At 44.4% G+C, this 20,931-nt stretch carries 19 protein-coding genes, 3 tRNA genes and 1 rRNA gene; 1 reads left to right on the forward strand and 22 read right to left on the reverse strand.

Going from position 1 to position 20,931, the window contains the following annotated elements:
• The 11 genes from GVO60_RS18485 to GVO60_RS18535 all read right to left on the reverse strand — a co-directional run.
• Nucleotides 1–217: ribosomal RNA gene (locus GVO60_RS18485) — 16S ribosomal RNA — on the reverse strand; the annotation flags it as partial.
• Between the two features lie 524 nt (nt 218–741).
• Nucleotides 742–2,001, reverse strand: a complete 1,260-nt coding sequence (locus GVO60_RS18490) for a cyclic di-GMP phosphodiesterase (RefSeq protein WP_159656727.1) — start codon at nt 1,999–2,001, stop codon at nt 742–744.
• A 114-nt stretch (nt 2,002–2,115) separates the two neighbouring features.
• The gene (locus GVO60_RS18495) at nt 2,116–2,523 is read right to left on the reverse strand and encodes a VOC family protein (RefSeq protein ID WP_159656729.1); all 408 of its coding nucleotides are present in this window, start codon (nt 2,521–2,523) and stop codon (nt 2,116–2,118) included.
• 67 nt (nt 2,524–2,590) lie between these two features.
• Nucleotides 2,591–3,589: a LacI family DNA-binding transcriptional regulator gene (locus GVO60_RS18500; protein WP_159656731.1), complete on the reverse strand. Its 999-nt coding sequence runs from the start codon at nt 3,587–3,589 to the stop codon at nt 2,591–2,593.
• 82 nt (nt 3,590–3,671) lie between these two features.
• The gene (chbG, locus tag GVO60_RS18505; protein WP_159656733.1) at nt 3,672–4,415 is read right to left on the reverse strand and encodes a chitin disaccharide deacetylase; all 744 of its coding nucleotides are present in this window, start codon (nt 4,413–4,415) and stop codon (nt 3,672–3,674) included.
• A 15-nt stretch (nt 4,416–4,430) separates the two neighbouring features.
• Nucleotides 4,431–5,753: a 6-phospho-beta-glucosidase gene (locus GVO60_RS18510; RefSeq protein WP_159656735.1), complete on the reverse strand. Its 1,323-nt coding sequence runs from the start codon at nt 5,751–5,753 to the stop codon at nt 4,431–4,433.
• A 2-nt stretch (nt 5,754–5,755) separates the two neighbouring features.
• Complete coding sequence (locus tag GVO60_RS18515) at nt 5,756–6,070, reverse strand: PTS lactose/cellobiose transporter subunit IIA (protein ID WP_159656737.1); 315 nt, start codon at nt 6,068–6,070, stop codon at nt 5,756–5,758.
• A gap of 49 nt (nt 6,071–6,119) precedes the next feature.
• Nucleotides 6,120–7,454 carry a PTS sugar transporter subunit IIC gene (locus tag GVO60_RS18520; protein ID WP_162596557.1) on the reverse strand — a complete coding sequence of 445 codons (1,335 nt, stop codon included), beginning with the start codon at nt 7,452–7,454 and terminating at the stop codon, nt 6,120–6,122.
• A gap of 91 nt (nt 7,455–7,545) precedes the next feature.
• Entirely contained in the window at nt 7,546–7,848 is a 303-nt protein-coding gene (locus GVO60_RS18525) for a PTS sugar transporter subunit IIB (protein WP_159656741.1), read from the reverse strand.
• 243 nt (nt 7,849–8,091) lie between these two features.
• Nucleotides 8,092–8,787 (reverse strand): VC0807 family protein, encoded by a 696-nt coding sequence (locus GVO60_RS18530; protein ID WP_159656743.1) that lies wholly within the window; start codon nt 8,785–8,787, stop codon nt 8,092–8,094.
• A gap of 191 nt (nt 8,788–8,978) precedes the next feature.
• Nucleotides 8,979–9,063, reverse strand: a tRNA-Leu gene (locus GVO60_RS18535).
• Nucleotides 9,064–9,260: 197 nt separating this feature from the next.
• On the opposite strand from GVO60_RS18535, the gene GVO60_RS18540 reads away from it, so the two are divergent.
• The gene (locus GVO60_RS18540) at nt 9,261–9,737 is read left to right on the forward strand and encodes an RDD family protein (protein ID WP_159656745.1); all 477 of its coding nucleotides are present in this window, start codon (nt 9,261–9,263) and stop codon (nt 9,735–9,737) included.
• A 60-nt stretch (nt 9,738–9,797) separates the two neighbouring features.
• Here the strand turns inward: GVO60_RS18540 and luxS are convergent, their stop codons facing one another.
• The 11 genes from luxS to GVO60_RS18595 form a co-directional block, all read right to left on the reverse strand.
• A complete protein-coding gene (gene luxS / locus GVO60_RS18545; RefSeq protein ID WP_159656747.1) occupies nt 9,798–10,316 on the reverse strand; it encodes an S-ribosylhomocysteine lyase in 519 nt (172 codons plus the stop codon).
• 23 nt (nt 10,317–10,339) lie between these two features.
• Nucleotides 10,340–10,939 (reverse strand): transglycosylase SLT domain-containing protein, encoded by a 600-nt coding sequence (locus tag GVO60_RS18550; protein ID WP_159656749.1) that lies wholly within the window; start codon nt 10,937–10,939, stop codon nt 10,340–10,342.
• A gap of 9 nt (nt 10,940–10,948) precedes the next feature.
• Nucleotides 10,949–12,517, reverse strand: coding sequence for a glutamate--cysteine ligase (gene gshA / locus GVO60_RS18555; protein ID WP_159656751.1), 1,569 nt, complete (start codon nt 12,515–12,517; stop codon nt 10,949–10,951).
• A gap of 105 nt (nt 12,518–12,622) precedes the next feature.
• Complete coding sequence (locus GVO60_RS18560) at nt 12,623–15,481, reverse strand: M16 family metallopeptidase (RefSeq protein WP_159656753.1); 2,859 nt, start codon at nt 15,479–15,481, stop codon at nt 12,623–12,625.
• Between the two features lie 9 nt (nt 15,482–15,490).
• Complete coding sequence (locus tag GVO60_RS18565; RefSeq protein ID WP_159656755.1) at nt 15,491–15,952, reverse strand: YqaA family protein; 462 nt, start codon at nt 15,950–15,952, stop codon at nt 15,491–15,493.
• Nucleotides 15,946–16,896 carry an NADP-dependent oxidoreductase gene (locus GVO60_RS18570; protein WP_159656757.1) on the reverse strand — a complete coding sequence of 317 codons (951 nt, stop codon included), beginning with the start codon at nt 16,894–16,896 and terminating at the stop codon, nt 15,946–15,948. The genes GVO60_RS18565 and GVO60_RS18570 overlap by 7 nt, the downstream gene beginning before the upstream one ends.
• A gap of 124 nt (nt 16,897–17,020) precedes the next feature.
• Complete coding sequence (locus GVO60_RS18575; protein WP_159656759.1) at nt 17,021–18,151, reverse strand: sodium ion-translocating decarboxylase subunit beta; 1,131 nt, start codon at nt 18,149–18,151, stop codon at nt 17,021–17,023.
• A 9-nt stretch (nt 18,152–18,160) separates the two neighbouring features.
• Nucleotides 18,161–19,942: a sodium-extruding oxaloacetate decarboxylase subunit alpha gene (gene oadA, locus GVO60_RS18580; RefSeq protein WP_159656761.1), complete on the reverse strand. Its 1,782-nt coding sequence runs from the start codon at nt 19,940–19,942 to the stop codon at nt 18,161–18,163.
• Nucleotides 19,943–19,974: 32 nt separating this feature from the next.
• Nucleotides 19,975–20,232 (reverse strand): oxaloacetate decarboxylase subunit gamma, encoded by a 258-nt coding sequence (locus tag GVO60_RS18585; protein ID WP_159656763.1) that lies wholly within the window; start codon nt 20,230–20,232, stop codon nt 19,975–19,977.
• A 438-nt stretch (nt 20,233–20,670) separates the two neighbouring features.
• Nucleotides 20,671–20,747, reverse strand: a tRNA-Arg gene (locus tag GVO60_RS18590).
• 75 nt (nt 20,748–20,822) lie between these two features.
• Nucleotides 20,823–20,899, reverse strand: a tRNA-Arg gene (locus GVO60_RS18595).
• Nucleotides 20,900–20,931: the final 32 nt, after the last annotated feature.

Below are 20,931 nucleotides of genomic sequence, written 5' to 3' on the forward strand. Positions count from 1 at the left end.
GGTCCCCCTCTTTGGCCCGAAGGCATTATGCGGTATTAGCCATCGTTTCCAATGGTTATCCCCCACATCAGGGCAATTTCCCAGGCATTACTCACCCGTCCGCCGCTCGACGCCGTTATCGTTCCACGAAGGTTCAGATAACTCGTTTCCGCTCGACTTGCATGTGTTAGGCCTGCCGCCAGCGTTCAATCTGAGCCATGATCAAACTCTTCAATTTAAGATTTTGGTCGGCTCAATGAATACTGACTTCAAAACTACTGTGTAATTTTAAAGCTATTACCATTCCAACAGAATGGTAATGAATTGACTGTGCCAAATAACAGAAGTTATTTGTATTGGTCACTTCGTTTCATTGAAACCTAATTTGAAGCCTAAGCTTCTAATTGGATTATCATCAACGAGTGCCCACACAGATTGATAGGTTTATATTGTTAAAGAGCTTTGCTTTGCGAGACATTTCTCTCAAAGCGGAGGTGAATTCTAGCGAGTTAATTTGAAGAGTCAAACACTTTTTCAAATTAATTTTCTTAGAAGCTTTTCACCTCTCTGTCACCGCTGAAGCCTTGTGGCGTCTGCCGTGCCAGTGGATGCGCATTATAGGGAGTTCCTTTTTCAGCGCAAGCGAAAAATTACATTTTTTTCATAAAAAAAGCCTGTTCGAACAGTAATTGTTCACAGGCTTTTTTACACTCAAGTTGCACTCAGCTTAATCAGATCTTATTAACAAAAAGCTGTGGATAACTAATCATCTGAATCAAAGAAATAAGAAATCCGTGAACGAGGGTTGAGATACTCTCGAACTTTATCCGGCAATTTATTCGGAAGAATCGCATTCACTATCTTTATTTCTTTTTCTGCTAAATCAATGATAGGTGCTTGCGTCCTTGGTACTGATGGGTCGTAAATCAGCACATTAGGGAATAGAATATTTCTGGAATTCACAGAAATCACCAAACCCACCATATCATTCGATAACTGAACCACAGTTCCTGGTGGGTAAATCCCCATAAACTTAATCAGCAGGCTGAGGTTTTCATTGCTATATAGATGTTTGCAGTTCTTATATAGATGAGAAAGCGCGACGTAAGGGATTTTTTGCTCAGAGGCAATATTATGATGACATAGATTGTCGTAGGCATTTGCAACACTGATAATTTGCGTTAACGGGTCAATATCAGCTTCTTTTAATCCGGCTGGGTAGCCAGAACCATCATTAAGTTCATGATGCTGTTCAATCACCATCTTTGCTGACTCAGGAAAGCCCTCTATATTACCGGCTAACTCCAAACCATACTTGGTATGCAATTTAAGGTAGTTTTTCTCTGGTTCTGAAAGTGGTGTTTGCTTACGAACAATCGCTGTAGGAACTTTCACTTTCCCCATATCATGGAACAAAGACGCAAATGCCACCTTTTTTATCTCTTCCGCGTCCATCTTCTTCGCTTTCGCAATCATCATAGACACAACAGACACGTTGAGTGAGTGAAAGTAGATATCTTCAAATTCACTTTTGCCGTTCATTAGATGAAGCGTGACGTTATCGTCGCTCAATAGCTTATCAACTATGTCATTAACCAATTGGCTCGCTTCATCCACGGCTTGCTCAGGGCGATTGCGAATTTTATTCATCACTGCTCGCATTCGAGATAGCGAACGTTCGAATTCTTTTTCACAATTGATGACTCTTCGACGATAGGCGCTCAGTTTTTCAATTCGATCCTGCTTTTCTTTCCAGAGTTTAGCGGCCTCTTGATCAATTTGCTCTTGCATACCTTCATCTTTATCTGATGATGTTTGCTGAGAAGGGGGGAGAGGCTGAGTATCACTCTGGTTAGGATTCATGAAGACATGCTTAATACCCAGATGGCGAATAAGTCGTATCTGTTCTTCATCTTTCACTTTAAAACTATTAAATAAGAAGGGGTGTTCGTTCCATTTAACAGGTAGACGGATGTGTAACCCTGGCTGGATTCTGTCTACAGTAATCTTAATACTCGCCACTTTTTATAGATATCTTTCGCTTATTAATCCCTTTATAAGTTTAGATGAATCCATATCTGAATTCATCACCTCAACGCAGGAATGAGAAGCTTGTAAGCCTAAATAACTACATTATTAGTTAACTAGATTACAGTGAAGCATCCAACGAACACCAAACTGATCTTCTACTTTACCAAAACGTGCGCCCCAAAATGTGTCAGCTAAAGGCATCATAATATGGCCACCATTTGAGAGTTTATCAAAAAGGCGGGCTTGCTCATCCAGATCTTCCAATACAATAGACAGCGCTACATTGTTGCCTGTTAACTCTTTCGCGACCATGCCATCAGACAACATGAGTTTCATCCCAAATGCTTCGAACTCAGCATGCATAATCCATTGCGGATCGGCACCTTCAATCACTTGTGGTGCATCTTTGAAATACTGCTTAGTCACGACAACGCCACCAAAACACTTATGATAAAACTCTAGCGCCTCTTCACATCGACCAGCAAAAAATAGGTAGGGGGTTAATTTGTACATTGTTTATCTCCTTGCTCTTATAAAAAGATAGACAACTTTTTGAAAAGGCGAGAGAAAACAGCAAAATTTATCGCATTACTTTAAGTGAATGACGAATTTTGAGCTGTGGTTCAAATTGCGAACTCATCGTAATGTCCGTTTTTGCAATCATATGACTAAGCTTCAAAGCTGCTGTACGCGCCATGTCACTGATCGGGAAATGCACTGACGTAACGGTAGGATAAAGATCGGCACAGCGATCGATACTGTCGAAACTGATGATTGAGATCTGATTCGGGACTTCAATGCCCGCTTCATGAAGATATTGCAATGCCCCAACCGTCATTTCCTCACTACAAGAAAAAATGGCCGTGATCTCGGGAGCGGCTTCTAAGATTCTTTGCGCCGCCACATACCCACTCTGCCGCCCGTAATCGCCTTCAGCACACCAAGTATCTTTAACAGCAATATCAGCATCTTGCATCTCATCCAAATAGCCTTGCTTACGTAGTAGGCTGTTTTCTCGTTGTGATGGGCCTGAAATACACGCAATCTTTGTATGGCCATTTTCCAATAGATGCTTTACCGCAAGTCGACTCGCTTTTGCGTGATCAAAGGTAATACTTCTCGCTTCAAGCCCTGGGACGTATCTATCCAGCAATACAAAAGGAGTTGGTGCCTTCGATAAAGTTAGTAGCTCTTGATCAGAAAGGTAACGACTATGCAGGACGTAACCATCACAACGTAAGTCGTTGAAGCGTTGTATCGCTTCTTTCTCACCATCAGCGGAATGGTGTCCTTGTGCAGTAATCAGAAACTTTTTATGCTGATCGAGTTCGCTCTGCACTTGATCCATCATAGTGCCGAAGAATCCCCCCGTGTAATAAGTCACAAGCAAGCCAACCATATTGCTCGATGATGTTGCCAAAGAACGAGCAATAGCACTTGGTCTATAATCCAGCGCTTTCATGGCCTCTTCAACTTTACGACGTGTTTCTTCTTTGAACTTACCTTCGCCGTTGATGATTCGAGAAACAGTAGAGCGGTTCACTCCCGCCAATTCAGCGACATCTTTTATTCTTGCCATAACATCCTGTACTTAGTGACGTAATAAAGAGACTGCCAGAATATAAGGATATGACTAGGGGGTATTCTGGCAGTCGTAAACATCATACACTCGGCGAATCTGAGCTAATAGTTAAAGCCGAGTAATCCGTGACTTCGATAGAATGTCTCGATAGCATTACCGCCAATTTATCATCAGTCAGTATGCTAAGCTCTTCTTCTCTTTGCCTCGTGTAACCACTTCTCTTCGCCAACGCCTGATCCACAATCGCCGGATGACACATAATTTCCACCACATCGTAGTTAGATTTAAGTTCTGTCAAATGAGTGATGAGTGTATCGAGCTTCACTCCTTGATCATAAAACTCTTCGCTAAATTTATACCTTAACCCTTGCTGAGTCTGCCCCCTCAACGGCACCTGATACTTTGCTGCTACCTCAGTCACAACAGACAAAAAACTTGGATGGGTGTGTACATGATGATGACTATCTAAATGGCTTAAGCGGAGGCCTGACATTAGAAATGCTTCAACCTGAGCAACGCACTCATCATAAATGGCCTGTTCAGAATAAGATGGTTGATTCCAAAACTGCTCGTAAGCGTAAAACTCACATTGTTGATTACTAAATGATGGGTGACCCGTCATAGACAGACCTAGAGTAAATCTTAGATGAAGACCTACCTTCAAAGATGGCAATTCTTTAGCTAGAGCGATGGCATCTTTTTCCGCAGCCATACCCACCAGCATCGTGGTCGATTTCACTACCCCTTTCAGGTGGGATTGAACAATTCCTTGGTTAACTCCAGGAGTCAGACCAAAGTCATCTGCATTAAAAATTACTTTCATCGCTCTAACACTTCCCTATGACAAAGCCAGTTTAAATTGAGGTAGATACGGAGCGTTATGCTCAAGCATTTCATCTAATATAGACTTAGCTCGGCCAATATCTGGAACCAGAGGGTTATTCGATAGTGCCATCAATGCATCGTCATAACTACCATGAACCGCCGCTTCAATCGCTAGTTGCTCATACGCTTTCACTTGTTGAAGCAGACCCGATATTTTAGGTGACAAGCTACCTACCGCCAAAGGTTTAGCCCCCCAACTTCCGACGACAGCAGTACATTCGATTACCGCATCAGCGTCTAAATGATGAATCGCCCCTTTATTTGGCACGTTCACCACGTGCAGTGAATTGCGATTATTGTATATCGCATCCACCAGATTTAATGAAGCATCTGAGTAGTAAGCCCCACCCCGCTCTTCCAATTGCTGAGGTTTATGATCTAACTGAGGTTGTTGATAGAGCTTAAACAGCTCAGCCTCTGTTTGCATCACTTGCTCCGCGCGCGTACCTTGCTGCTCTGCACTCTGCTTTTCTTCTGCTAGCATTGCATCTGTTTGATAAAAGTATCGGTGGTATGGGCAAGGAATCGCACCAAGTGCATTGAGAAAAGTAGGATCCCACGGTTCTTCCCAAATATTTTTCATACTGAAATTGGCACCATCGCCAACTTTTGTCAGCACCTGCTGAGTAATATCTCGCCCTTTGAGCCAAGCTTTATGAACCCAAACTAAATGATTTAAACCTGCAAATTCGAGCTGTAACTCTTTCGGCTGACACTCCATCATCTCAGCAATCATCATTTGCATGGAAACTGGAACATTACACAGCCCTATACTCTTAACCTTGGTGTATTTATTGACAGCCTCAGTCACCAAGCCTGCGGGGTTGGTAAAATTAAGCATCCAAGCATCTGGAGATAGCTCCTCAATATCTCGGCAGATATCCAAAATTACCGGAATGGTTCTTAGCGCTTTAGCAAATCCTCCAGGCCCTGTCGTTTCTTGACCAATCACATCGTATTTCAATGGGATCTTTTCGTCACTCGCTCGTGCGGTTAGTCCTCCGACTCGAAACTGCGTCATGACAAAGTCGGCATCTTTGATCGCTGCCCGTCGATCAAAATCAGCGATGACGTCTATATCTGCTCCCGACTTTTTAATCATTCTTTTCGCTAAGCTAGCGATGATTTCAAGCTTGTCAAAACCCGCTTCAATATCAACAAAATGCATCTGTTTTACAGGTAAGACATCTAATCGATTCAATACCCCTTCAACCAGCTCAGGCGTATAACTGCTGCCCCCCCCAATAATGGCGAGCTTTATTGCATCTCTTGCCATGATTACACCTGCCCTGAAAGTTGTTTATGTAACGCAACCATCTCTGTTGCCATCTCTTGGGCAAGAATGGTGGTCATCAAGTGGTCTTGCGCATGCACCATCACTAAGGTCATTGCGACTTTACCTTCACCTTGATCTTGTTCAATTAACTGTGTCTGGATCAGGTGCGCTTTATTGAGGCACTCCTTAGCCTGCGACAATCGCTCTTCTGCCACCTTAAAATTCCTTTCTCTGGAAAGTCGCAGCGCTTCGTAACTCAAACTGCGCGCTTCACCTGCATTGCAGATAATTTCCATTACTACTAATTCTTGGTCCATTTCCATATCCTCAGGTTCGGGCTGTAACAAGACAGCCCGTGACTTCCATTTATGCAGTAACACCATCACCTGATACTGGCTGAGCTTTTTCACTCGCTTTCTCAGTAGGTTGCTCTTGCTCCATCACTTGCTTCTCAAACATCTTGAAGAATGGCAAATAGATAAATAGGTCAAGAATGAGTAGCGCGATGACCAATAGCACAGGAGAGAATGTCCAACCGCTGCCCCATGAAGCACCGATAATCGCAGGTGTTGTCCAAGGCGTTGTTGCAACCCCCATTCCGACAAAACCAAGATGAACGGCAAAATAGGCAATCGTCGCATTCAAGATTGGAGCAAAAACGAATGGAATGAATAAAATCGGATTCATTACAATTGGGCTACCAAAAATGACCGGTTCATTGATTTGGAAAAAGCCCGGCACAGCACTCATTCGGCCAATACTCTTTAAATGTGCAGAGCGACTGAATGACATCAACATAACCAATGCCAATGTTGCACCTGAGCCACCGATAAAGATGTAGAAGTCCCAAAATGGTTGAGTGAACACATTAGGGATTGGCTGACCAGCAACAAAGGCATCGATATTGGCACCAATGTTGGTTAGGAAAATTGGGGATAGCAGACCAACAACGATAGCCGCACCATGAATGCCAGCAAACCAAAGCAACTGACAAACCAGCAATGCACCGATGATGGCAGGTAGTGTATTTGACGCACTGATCAGTGGTTTGAACATTGCCATCACCGCGTCAGGAATGAGCATGTCATATTGGGTTTGAACAAATAAACTTAGCGGATAAAGCGTTAAGAAGATGGCCAACACTGGCAGCAGCACTTCAAATGAACGCGCAATCGCAGGCGGTACTTGCTCAGGCATACGAATGGTAATGTTGTGCTTTTTCATGAAACGATAGAGCTCCACGGAGAAAAATGCGCACATAACCGCGGTAAAGATTCCCGTACCTCCCATGTGAGCCATGGAGAGCGCGCCCTCTTTTGCCGGAGCCGCCACCAGCAAGAAGCTCATCAGTGACAAAACTGCACTGGTGATACCATCCATTTTATACGCCTTCGCCAAACTGTATGCGACACCGAGCGAAACAAATATTGTCATGATGCCCATCGACATATTAAACGGCATCATAATGGTATCGAAGTTAGCGGTTGCAAAATCCAGCCATGCTCGACCAAATACGTTCGTTGTCTCTTCCGCAAATGGAGGAAACGCAAAAATTAAAATAAAACTACCAACAATAATAAACGGCATTGCGACAATAAAACCGTCTCTCATTGCTCTGACATGAGGTTGATTACCCACTTTCGCTGCAAGTGGCGCAATATGCTTTTCGACGATTCCTATAATCGCATCATAAAGCTTCATAGATTCCATCCTTATTTTTTAGACAAAGGAGCCCCTACACCCAATTCCTTGGATGCATACTCTTTTATTTAAAATTGAATTATTTAGTGAGTTAGATTAATTCGAGCGCTTGTTGAAGCACCTCATCACCTTTCATCATTCCGTAGGCTTGCGGAGATATAGCCGCAATGTTTTTGCCATGTTCCTGCGCTGTTTTCTGAAGCTCTTCTAACTGAAAATGCACTTGAGGGCCAAGTAAGCAAACATCGTACTCTTTAATCGCTTCATCGAACGCATTCACCGACATTGCGTCAATTTTGCATTCAAGTCCTTGCTGTTCTGCAGCTTGTTCCATCTTTTTCACCAACATGCTGGTAGACATTCCTGCACTACAACACAAAAGTATTTTCTTCATAACCTTGCTCCATGTGTTCAAATTTCAACCTACAAAAACTGTAGCAAAATTAGCCAACACAAAAAAGCGCAACCGGTTGCGTTGTGCGTGAAGGAAATCTCATTTTATAAAGAAAACTGCGTACATTTCACTTGCTGATAATTCTAATAAAAACTAACCGACGAAAAGAGGTGGGACAGAACTGTCCAAAAACACAAAGCCCAGCGAAAGTGCTGGGCTTTGAATATGAGGTTAAATATGTCGCTATTTAATATTGAAGATCTGCTCTGTCTCAAGTGAGGTCATAGCGCGAACTTGACGCCATACATAATAGAAGATCCCCATCATCATTAACATGCTTGGAATGGCAATGGCTGGGTAACTATAAAGTGTCAGCTTACCTAGCTCTTCATTAAACGCAGCTGTTCCTGCTGGGCTTGTCACAATCCAGGTTGCAAGGAAATAGTTCATCGCAGAAGAGAAGGCAAATGTACATGCAAACAAATAGTTCGACTTCATTAAGCAACGCTCAAACGCAACTGGGTTACCTGATTGCTCTAATCGTTCTTCGATCAATGGCATATTCAGTAACGTAGGCGTAAAGATCACCTTCTGCATAAATGGGTAACGAGTAAACGTAGATCCTAAAACAGCCAGACCAATTAAACCTGGGATAAGCGCTTCTTTAACAGCCAACCATTGAGTATCTAACTCAAGTAAACCAATACCACCCGTTAATAGCACACTGACAAAACCAAGCGCTGCAATAAAGTTGAATCTCTTGTTGCGGATAAGCTCCATGCCACCGTAAGCCACAGGAAAAGCCAAAGCAACGATAAGGGCTAATGCTGTACCTAAGTGCTCTTCTCCACTGAACTTCATCAAAATAAAGGACGGTAGGAATACGTTAAAGAGGATTTCGAACAAGGGGTTCGACTTTTTGTTGGTCATATCACTCATAATTTCTCAGTTGAAAGCGTATCTATTAATTATACTCGGTGAGATTGTTCCTTGCTCAGCCTCAGATGTAAAGCCCTACGATTTCACGCTGTGTAAACTTGTGTGACACAGTTTTGTTGTTCTATGCGTAAATTACTCATTTTCAGATACAACAAAGCCCCGACTTTTGTCGAGGCTTTATCGTTTAAATATGGTACCGGTAGGCGGACTTGAACCGCCACGCCCGAAGGCAACGGATTTTGAATCCGTCGTGTATACCAATTTCACCATACCGGCATTATCTGGGGGCTATTGCCCTTTCGATGCTTGGCATTATACGGATGCGAGCTGATCGTGCAAGTGCAAAAGACTGAAATGATTGTTGTTTGCTGATAAAATAGCCACAAGTTATCAAGCTGTGCGCAAGGTCTCTTTTCAGATTAAAACTGAAACTATATTCTTTCGCCTTATTTTAATTTCGGTAAGCAGGTTCTATGTCTACAACTGACACTTTGCCACCAGCGGGACTCTTTCGCCGCTTAGGGGCGCTCTTTTACGATGCTCTGATCATTATTGCGGTTGAAATGATGGCAGCAGGTATCGTCATCGCGATTTTACACGCTCTTATGGCAATGGGAATTTTCCATGTGGGTAGCTACGCAGATGTCAGTGACTTTTTAACTAACCACCCAATCTGGAGCCCAGTTTACACAGCCTACTTGGCTGCGGTTTGGATCTACTTCTTTGTCTTCTTCTGGACTCGCGCGGGGCAAACCCTTGGCATGCGCGCTTGGAAGCTACATTTGCGCAGTAACGATGGTTCTCCGGTATCCGTGACGCAAGCTTTAATTCGTATCGGTACTTCTGGCTTTGGCTTAGCTAACCTTGCTGTTCCTCTCGATCCTAAAAAGCGTGGTTTCCATGATATTTGGGCAAAGACCGAAGTCGTTGTGTTGCCTAAAGCCAACTAGTTGATAAATAACAGACACAAAAAAGGAAGGCCGAGCCTTCCTTTTTTCACTTGAAGTTGATTAATCAACCTTGAGCTCTTGCAGCATCGCTTCTGGCAATGCCAAATCATCATTCTTGTTTACATCAATACCCGCATCAAGAATCGCTTGTGCAATCTGCTTCGCTTCTTCTAGCGAGTGCATCGCTGCAGTACCACATTGATACTCATTTAATTCAGGGATCTTATTTTGGCTTTCTACTTTCAGTACGTCTTGCATCGCCGCTAACCAAGCCTTTGCAACTTGCTGCTCTTGCGGTGTACCAATCAAACTCATGTAAAAACCGGTACGACATCCCATCGGTGAAATATCGATGATTTCTACACTGTCGCCATTCAGGTGATTACGCATAAAGCCTGCGTATAGATGTTCTAATGTGTGAATCCCTTTCTCAGACAAGATATCTTTGTTTGGCGCTGTAAAACGTAGGTCAAATACCGTGATGGTATCGCCTTTTGGTGTTGTCATGGTTTTCGCCACACGGACCGCTGGTGCGTTCATTCGCGTGTGATCAACGGTAAAGCTATCTAATAACGGCATTGTCCTTCTCCCTTCGGCTAGTATTAGAAAAACCAGCTTCGATTGTTTTCCAGTTCTTGTCGGCACTGCTTGAGTTGCCAACCATAATCCTTTGCTTGTTGCTCAACCTTGCGAGCAACGTTAATCAACGTAGGCTTTGATTGGTAGGTTTTGCGTTTATACCCACCTCTACCTTCATGATATGCCAAATATTGATTGTACGGGTCCCACTTTGAAACCCCTAATTGCTTCTGTGTCTCGCTGGTGTACCAACCAATAAACATCAAAGCATCGGCGAAGTCTGTGCGTGATCCGCCATGATTGGTCGCTTTTTGGAAATCTTCCCATGCAGGATCTTGAGCTTGAGCATACCCGTAGGCGCTGCTTACTCTTCCCCAAGGAATAAAACCTAATACGTAATCTTTTGGTGGTCGAGCATCATGACGATAGCTGCTCTCTTGTTTGACGAAAGCCATCGCTACTTGAATCGGTGTTCCCCACTCTTCCTGCATTTCGACAGCATCGTCAAACCAACTCGGCTTTTCACGAAAGATTTCACAGATATTGGAATGGTTTTTAGGTGGCGCGGTTGCACAACCACCTAAAATTAAGCCACTAACGATGACGGCTAACGTCCTTGTCACAGAGTTACCTTATGCTTTCAAGTAAGCAAAATAGTCTTCTAAAAAGTCATCGAAGTTTTGCGTATCCGATGCTTCAGCTTCCGCTTGGGCTAGCACTGAACGCTCGACCTCCGCTTCCATCTCTTTTTCACTGTAAGTGCGGTATTGGTGATTCAAATGCTGATGACGATACTGCTTACCAAACTCGCAGCCTACTTTGCCAAGACCACCGAGGCGCTTCGTATCTTCCAGTAGCTGTCCAGAGATTGTCAACTCAGGGTTATCGATCCATTCAAGTAATTTGTAACATACCGCTTGGTACTCATTGCCGCCATTCGCAGCATCCATCTGCTCTGCAATTTGCGTTAGTTCTACAAAAACACGTTTTGCCCAATCTTGCAGACTAAGTACTTCACCCTTACAACCGATTTGTAGCTCTAGACCAGGCTTGCGCCCTTCTGCTATCACCTTGTTCCAGTTCTCGCGCCAGCATGCTTGCTCACAGTAATCCATAGGCTCTGAATCACTAAGGGCGGCCCACGCTAGGAAAAGATCCAAAAAGCGGACTTGATCTTGATTGATACCAATCGAGCTGTAAGGGTTAACGTCTAATGAACGTACTTCGATGTATTCGACGCCACCACGAGCGAGTGCTTCTGATGGCTTCTCACCAGATTTAGCGACTCGTTTAGGGCGAATCGGCGCATACAGCTCATTTTCGATCTGTAGGACATTACTATTTAGCTGTCTGTATTCACCATCGACTTTAACACCGATTTCAGCAAACTCGGCCGAAGGTGTTCTGATCGCCGTGTTAAGGCCATCTAAATACTCCTCCAAGCTATTAAACCCAATTTTCAATGCACTTTGCGCACTATTGGTGTAACCGAGATCGCTCAAACGCAGCGATGTCGCTTGAGGTAAGTAGAGTGTCCCACCAATGCTTTCAAATGGAAGCTTGGTTTCACGCCCTTGGATGAAAGATGAACACAGCGCAGGAGAAGCGCCAAAGAAGTACGGAATCAACCAACCAAAGCGGTAGTAATTTCGGATCAAGCCAAAGTAAGCATGTGATTTAGTATCTTGACGCTCTTGCTCATTCTGCTCACCGTACAACTGATCCCAAAAGCTTTCTGGAAATGAGAAGTTAAAGTGAACACCCGAGATGATTTGCATCAAGCTGCCGTAACGACGCTTTAGACCTTCACGATAAAGGGTTTTCATCTTACCTGAGTTAGATGAACCATACTGCGCTAGATTGATATCGTCTTCACTGCCAACAAAGCATGGCATTGAAAGTGGCCACATTTTCTCTTCACCCAGTTTTGTTTGAGTAAAGTGGTGGATATCTTCTAATTGAGCCATCAAGGTATCGATATCTTGAGACACAGGAGTAATAAACTCCAGCAGCGACTCAGAAAAGTCCGTCGTGATCCAATTGTTCGCATAAGCCGATCCCAGAGCCTTAGCATGAGGTGTCGTTGCTAGATGCCCATCTTGATGGTAGCGAAGCGTTTCACGCTCAACACCACGACCAAAGGATTTAAATACTTCTGGGTTTCGTGCAACTCGCTCAAGTCGCGCAGCAAATTCAGTCAAAATGAGTTTCGCTTATGTCAAAGGTCCGGATTTCACCGAACTCGTCAATAATTTATAAAGAGTGACTGCCATCACTCTTTTTCTTTGCTTTATGTTATGTGTACTCTAACGGATGATTTCAAGCTCTTCTACGGGGATTTGCAAACTTTCTAGTTGAGGTTTCAACGTTTTTGCATCGCCCACGACAATGATTTGGTAGTCACTTGGCGTAAACCACTTCGCTGATAGTTTATCAAGAGTGGATTTATCAACCGTCTCTACAATCTCATTACGCTGTTTGAGATAGTCTTCATCTAAGCTATAAGCAAGAATACTACTTAATAACTGCGCTTTCTGTGAAGGCGTTTCATACTTCAGCGCATCTTGTTGACCGACTGCCAAGCGTAAAAATTTCATCTCATCGTCAGTCATGCCTTCCAAGCTGAACTCATTAAGCTCATTGTCAAACTCTTGAATAGAGGCAATGGTCGAATCTGCACGAACTTGCGCAGAGAACACGATAGCCCCAACTTCTCGGTTGGCAGCAAGATAGCCACTTGCGCCATAGGTGTAACCTTTGTCTTCACGCAAGTTTTGATTTAGGCGACTGTTAAAGTTACCCGCAAGGTTAAAGTTAGCTAACTGCGTTAAGTACGTTTCCCCAGTAGCATCAAAACGTAATCCTTGGCGAACAAAACGAACTATGCTTTGTGGAGCGCCCGGTTTATCGACTAAATAGATCTTCTGCTCTTTGGGTGCCTTAACGAGTTGAGGTCGTAGCAGTGGCGCTTCTTCTCCCTGCCAATCTTGAATAAATGCCAATTCTTTTTTCGCCTGACGCTCTGAAATATCACCTACGACAACAATTTGCGCGCCTTGAGGCGTGTAGTGTGTCCGGTAGAACGCTTTCACATCATCTAACGTCAATGAAGCGACCGATTCTGCCGTACCATCACTAGGGCGCTGATAAATCGAACCAGAGAACAACACCTGACGTGTCGCTTGAGAGGCGAGCCAGCTTGGTTTCTGATGTTGATAAACAATTCCTTCAATCATTTGACGCTGATTGCGCTCAAAATCTTCTTGCTTGAACGCTGGCTCGAATAAGATCTCTTCAACTAGCTTCAAGGTTTGCGGCAAGTTTTTCTCTAAGCTAGAAACAGAAAGGCTCGTCGTATAGTTTGCCGCATCGATAGACACTGAACTGCCCAATTTATCTAATTCTGCTTGAAGCTCTTCCACGCTCGATTTCAATGTGCCTTCTTGCATCATTGCCGCGGTCAGATTCGCAAGTCCTTCTTTACCTTTCGCAACATAGCGTTCACCAGCAGGGAATCGAATATTGAGCTGAACCGTGGGTGTTTCTGAGCTTACAGTGCCAAGCAACTCAGCACCATTGTCAAAGTAGTAGCTATACAATTTAGGCATTTGCGCCTTCACTGCGTCCGCAACTTCCGGCATGACTGAGCGATCAAATTCATCAACAGGGCGACGAACGTCTAAATCGGACTCCTTAACTTTCGTATATTCAGGCAAAGTTCTTGCCGGTGTTTCAAAGTTGGCAGGTGCCACTGCAAAATCAAGCTGACCTTTTGGCACGACACTCAAGGTAACCTTTGCATGACCATTTACATAATCTTTGTACGCCTTCATCACCGACTCTGGTGATACTGCACGAATCTGCTCTAACTGACTTTGGAGGCGGTCAGGCTGGCCAAAGAAAGTCTGATTAGAGGCAAGCTGAGAGACTTTACCTCGCACACTTTGCAGAGCGAAAACCGCATCCGCTTCTGCCATACCAGTGATTTGATCCAATCGACTTTGATCAACACCTTTTGCCTCAAATTCGTTTAAGGTTTGCATTAACTCTTCATATAGAGGTTTAAGCTGGCCTTTCTCTCCTGATGGCGCCATGGCGTAAACATAAAAATTACACGCAAGCTCAGCACAATCTTGGAATGCACCAGCATCAACCGCTTTCTGAGTTTTCACCAATTTTTGGTAGAGCAAACTGTTTGCTCCGCTGCCTAAAGCATTAGCTAACGCATTCAATGATGCCTGAGTTTCTTCACCTCGATAAGTGGTCGGCCAACCAACCACAACCATTGGTTGCTGAATGCGATCTTGTAATGTGATGTAACGATCTTCTGTCAGCTTAGCCGGTTGTTTCGGGGCATTCTCAACCTCTGGACCTTTTGGAATGGATCCGAAGTATTTATTTACCCACTCTAAGGTTTGATCCACATCGAGATCACCACCAATGGTAATGACAGCATTGTTTGGTCCATACCAACGCAAGAAGAAAGCTTTAAGATCATTGACATCAACACGATCTAAATCTTCTACATAGCCGATCGTTTGCCATGAGTATGGATGCCCCTCTGGGTACATCGCCTCGCCAATTTTTTCCCACATCAAACCATATGGGCGATTGTCGTAATTCTGAGCTCGCTCGTTTTTAACCGTATCTCGTTGGATCTCGAACTTGCGTTGAGACACCGCATCAATTAAGAATCCCATACGATCCGACTCTAGCCAGAGCATTTTCTCAAGCTGGTTCGCAGGTACAGTTTCAAAGTAATTAGTGCGATCGCGGTTTGTGGTGCCATTTAGCGTACCACCCGCTTCGGTAATGATCTTGAAGTGCTCTTGATCACCCACGTGCTCACTGCCTTGGAACATCATATGTTCAAAAAAGTGTGCGAAACCTGATTTGCCGATCTCTTCACGAGCAGAACCAACATGGTAAGTAACATCAACGTGTACTAAAGGATCGGAAGTGTCTGGAGACAAAATAACGGTTAGGCCGTTGTCTAATTCGTATTTGGAGTAAGGGATCATCGCCTTACCAGGCTCAGCATCAACTTCTTCAATTAAAGTGACGCCTTCGGGCAATGATGAAAACAGTGACACAGAAGGTAAGTTACTACTTGAGCAACCATAAAGAGCAACGAGAGAAAATGCGCCAAGCCAGATCTTTCTCATGACTTCCCCTTAAAAAAATCCAAAATAAATAGCAGCAAGCAGACTGTAGCGGAAAGCTTTCCCGAATAGGACAAGCCAAAAACAAGGCCAGAAACGCATACGTAACCAGCCTGCTGCTAAACAAAGCGGATCGCCAATGATAGGCAACCAGCTAAAAAAAAGTGACCAATAGCCGTATTTACTTAGCCATTGCAAAGCTTTATGACCATGTTTTTCGTTTTGAGTTCGATTTGGTAGCCACCAACCCAGCCAATAGTTGGTTAAGCCACCTAAGGTATTACCTAGGGTAGCGACGACTATTATGGCAAAAGTAGAGTATTGGTTGAGGCTCAATGTAGCAACTAATCCCGCCTCAGAGCCTCCGGGAAGTAAGGTTGCGCTAAGAAATCCTGTAATAAATAGAACCCAAAGCGCAGAATCAGAAAACCATAGTGCTATCGTTTGGAACGTGGCATTAAATGCCTCTAGCATTGCATATCAAGTAACACCTTGCCTCGGGTATGACCGGTTTCAATTTGCTCATGAGCTTTAGCAACATCGGTCATAGGATAGATTTGAAAAATTTCAGTTTTAAGTAGCCCAACACTTACCATATAAATAAGTGCATCAAGCTGTTCAGAATTTGGATCTACTAACATACCTGTGGCTTCAAAACCCAATAATTTGGCTTTCTCACAAATCAATTCAGCGCTTAACGTCGGAACGGTAACGACTTTAGCACCATCTTTAAGACATTTAAGTGCATCAAGCGCTGCGTCTCCGCCGACTAAATCGATCAACACATCGGCTTCTTCGACCCGCTCTGAAACTGGAGCAAATTGATAGTTAACCGCGTGAGCACCTAAGGTTGCCATGTAGTCTAAGTTAGCTTCACTACAAGTCGTGAATACTTCCGCTTTTGCCGCGACCGCGACTTGAATCGCAATATGACCAACGCCACCGGCTCCCGCTAAAATCAGTACGCGATCCCCTTCGCTAACCCCAGCCTTATCTAATGCTTGAATGGCCGTTTGCCCCGCTAAAGGCAGCGCGGCGGCGGCTTCAAGCGTAATCGAATCTGGGACGAGGCTCAACTCGCTTTCAGGCACAGCGATATACTGACTATAACCTCCCCCTTGCAAAGGAAAACCGACAAATCCAGCAACATTGTCGCCTTTCGAGAAACGTTCAGTTTGCTCTCCGCACTCAACAATTTGTCCTGCAATATCGTAACCCGGAACCCAAGGTAAGTTATCCTTGTTCTGCGATGCGGCCCATCCTAGTCCTGCACGCGTTTTAACATCAATAGGGTTCACACCAGCAAATGCGACTTTAACGAGCACTTCACCCGGCTTCGGTTGTGGGATATCGACCGATTGAGTCACTAATACTTCAGGTTCACCAAACTGAGTGATTGCAATTTGTTTGTTTTCCATTTGTTCATTTCCCTATCGATAACAAAAAGGGATGCCGAAGCATCCCTTTGAATATATACCATTTATTGCCAGCAAGTTAACCAACTCGCTCTTAAATTAACCAATAACTAACCTAGGTCACTGATTAACCGACCAACGCCAGTAAGATACCCGCCGCAACTGCCGAGCCTAAGACGCCCGCAACGTTCGGACCCATAGCATGCATAAGTAGGAAGTTTTGAGGGTTAGCCTCTAAACCAACCTTGTTCACTACACGTGCCGCCATCGGTACCGCAGATACGCCAGCAGCACCGATCAGTGGGTTGATATCTTCTTTCGAGAACTTGTTTAACAGCTTAGCCATTAGAACACCACCAGCTGTACCGATACTAAACGCCACCGCGCCTAGTGCCAAAATGCCTAGCGTTTCAATGTTTAGGAACTCTTCTGCTTGCAGCTTAGAACCAACACCAAGACCGAGGAAGATGGTCACAATGTTGATCAGCTCGTTTTGTGCCGTTTTCGACAAACGATCCACCACGCCCGCTTCGCGCATCAAGTTACCTAAACAGAACATACCCACAAGCGGTGTTGCCGAAGGTAAGAACAGAATCGTCATTAGCAGCACTGCAAGTGGAAACAGAACCTTCTCACCTTTACCCACGTGACGTAACTGAGCCATCTGAACTTTACGCTCTTCTGGTGACGTTAACGCCTTCATGATTGGCGGCTGAATGATTGGAACTAACGCCATATAACTGTATGCCGCTACCGCAATCGCACCGAGCAAATCTGGCGACAATCGACTCGCAAGGAAGATCGCCGTAGGGCCATCAGCACCACCAATGATAGCGATTGATGCCGCATCAGCCATGCTAAATTCCATACCAGGAACATAGTTAAGTAAGATCGCACCAAACAGAGTCGCGAAAATACCAAACTGAGCCGCCGCACCGAGCCATAACGTCTTCGGGTTAGCAATCAACGCACCAAAGTCGGTCATTGCCCCTACACCCATAAAGATAAGTAGCGGGAAAATTCCCGATTCAATACCTACATAGTAAACGTAGTAAAGCAGACCACCTTCATCGGTAAAACCCGCATTGGGAATGTTCGCTAAGATAGCGCCAAAACCAATCGGCAGAAGCAGTAAGGGTTCGAAGCCCTTACGAATAGCCAAAAACAGCAGAGTACAACCAACCAAGATCATACAGATCTGGCCAAACTCAAAGTTAGCGATCCCTGTTTCAGACCAAAGGGTCATTAATCCGTCCATGATACTCCCTTACGCTAGGCTTAACAGCGGCGCACCGACCGTCACTGCATCGCCCTCTTTGACGTGCAGATCTTGAACAATACCACCTCGCGCAGCACGCACTTCGGTTTCCATCTTCATCGCTTCAAGGATCAACAGTACGTCGCCCTCTGCAACTTGAGCACCACTTTGTACGTTCACTTTAAATATGTTACCCGCAAGAGGAGCAGGAACGACTTCAGAGTTACCGCCAGCTGCTGGCGCTGGTGCCGCTTGGGGAGCAGCTGCTTGAGCAGGAGCTACAGACGTCAATTGACCTTGCGGGCCCACTTCAACATCGTAAACCTGACCATCAACTTTAACGCTGTATGTTTCAATACCACCTTGAGCTGGAGCAGGAGCTGCAGCAACCACTGGCTCTTCTTTACCTGGAGCAGGTTCAAAAGCATCTGGGTTACGGCGATTCTTCAGGAACTTTAGACCAACTTGTGGGAACAGTGCGTATGTCAGAACATCATCAACTGTATCTTCAGCCAGAGAAATGCCATCCGCTTTTGCTTTCGCTAGCAAATCATCCGTAAGCGTTTCCATTTCAGCTTCAAGAAGATCTGCAGGGCGACATGTAATCGCTTGTGCCCCATCAAGTACTTTCGCTTGTAGCTCTGCATTAACAGGTGCTGGCGCTGCGCCATATTCACCTTTTAAAACACCAGCCGTCTCTTTGGTGATGCTCTTATAACGCTCACCCGTTAAGACGTTAATCACCGCTTGAGTACCAACAATCTGAGAAGTCGGTGTTACTAGTGGAATAAAACCAAGGTCTTCACGTACTCGAGGGATCTCTTCCAATACTTCATCAATGCGATCTGCCGCACCTTGCTCTTTAAGCTGACCTTCCATATTGGTCAACATACCACCTGGTACTTGAGCAATCAGAATACGAGAATCAACACCTTTTAGCTGACCTTCAAACTTAGCGTACTTCTTACGAACTTCGCGGAAATAAGCAGCAATAGGCTCAATCTGATCAAGTTTAAGGTTAGTATCACGCTCAGTACCTTGCAGCATCGCCACAACCGTTTCCGTTGGTGTATGACCATAGGTACAACTCATTGAAGAGATAGCGGTGTCAAGAATATCCACACCTGCCTCTACCGCTTTAACTGCCGTTGCAGTTGAAAGACCTGTTGTTGCATGACAATGCAGTGCCAGTGGAACATCACATGACGCTTTAATGCGAGAGATTAGATCTTCTGCCTCATATGGCTTCAACAGACCTGACATATCTTTAATACATAAAGAGTGACAACCTAGATCTTCTAAACGCTTAGCAAGATCAACCCAAGTCTCTGTGTTGTGAACTGGGCTGGTCGTGTATGACAACGTACCTTGTGCGTGCGCGCCAACATCAACGGCTGCTTTCACTGCTTTCTCAAAGTTACGCACATCGTTCATCGCATCAAAGATACGGAACACATCCATACCATTGGCATGTGCGCGTTCAACAAATTTTTCTACTACGTCGTCAGCGTAGTGACGGTAACCTAGTAGGTTTTGACCACGCAGTAGCATCTGCATTGGCGTGTTTGGCATTGCTTTTTTAAGCTCACGCAGACGCTCCCATGGATCTTCTCCTAGGAAACGAATACAGGCATCAAATGTTGCGCCGCCCCAAGTTTCAAGTGACCAGTAACCGACTTTATCCAGCTCTGCGGCAATCGGTAACATATCTTCAAGACGCATACGGGTTGCGAATAGCGATTGATGGGCGTCACGAAGAACCACATCAGTTAAAGCTAGTGGTTTAGACATGCTCATTAACTCCTTTTAATCCATTCAAATGCTTATTTAGCAGTAGAGGTACGATATTGATGTACCGCAGCAGAAATCGCCGCAACTACCTTCGGGCTAACAGCAGAAGAGGTTGGTTGAACTTTATTATTTTGATTTGGGGTGGCGATCGGCTCTGGTACTTCTTCAGGCACCAGCTTCGACATTAGCCGCACGAGATAGACAAGAATAGTGAGGAAAATAAATACTACGACCATCCCTGTAAGCATCAGGGTTGCAGCATCTACTAGCAGGCTTCCAATATTATCCATTTTAGCATCCTTTCTTTGTCATCCTGACAAGGGTATTAGATAGTTGGTAAGGACTTCATGTCCAAACTACCTAAAAGAAACCAGTTCTGTGCTGGTATTCGTTCATCAGGAAAAACTTTATGATCCCGACAAGAGGTCTAGGATTATCTCGATTGGTTAAACTTTGTCAATTTTGTTTAAAGCACTCTTGATGATATTGCACATATCTAGGGGTGAAATCGTCATACAAATCACATAAATCTGCAATAACAAGTTAAAAAAGGATAAATAACTGACAGTTTTTAGACGTTATAAGAAAAAAGAGGCGATTACTGCGATAGGGTTAATATTTCCCCAAAAAGTCTTTAGAAAACATTAAGTTGTGAATTGATAGTTACAGAAATGATAATGAGATGTTAATAAAAAGCCCCGCTATTTCTAGCAGGGCTTTTTAATAAGTGGCGCGTCCTGGAGGATTCGAACCTCCGACCGCCTGGTTCGTAGCCAGGTACTCTATCCAGCTGAGCTAAGGACGCGCAAGTTTTCGATATCAACAAGAAGTAATCTCTATCAATATCAGGAGTTCATCATTTTGAAGAAACCCTAAAGAGTGGCGCGTCCTGGAGGATTCGAACCTCCGACCGCCTGGTTCGTAGCCAGGTACTCTATCCAGCTGAGCTAAGGACGCGCAAGTTTTCGATATCAACAAGAAGTAATCTT

Source organism: Vibrio atypicus (genome assembly GCF_009811315.1).
Taxonomy (GTDB): domain Bacteria; phylum Pseudomonadota; class Gammaproteobacteria; order Enterobacterales; family Vibrionaceae; genus Vibrio; species Vibrio atypicus.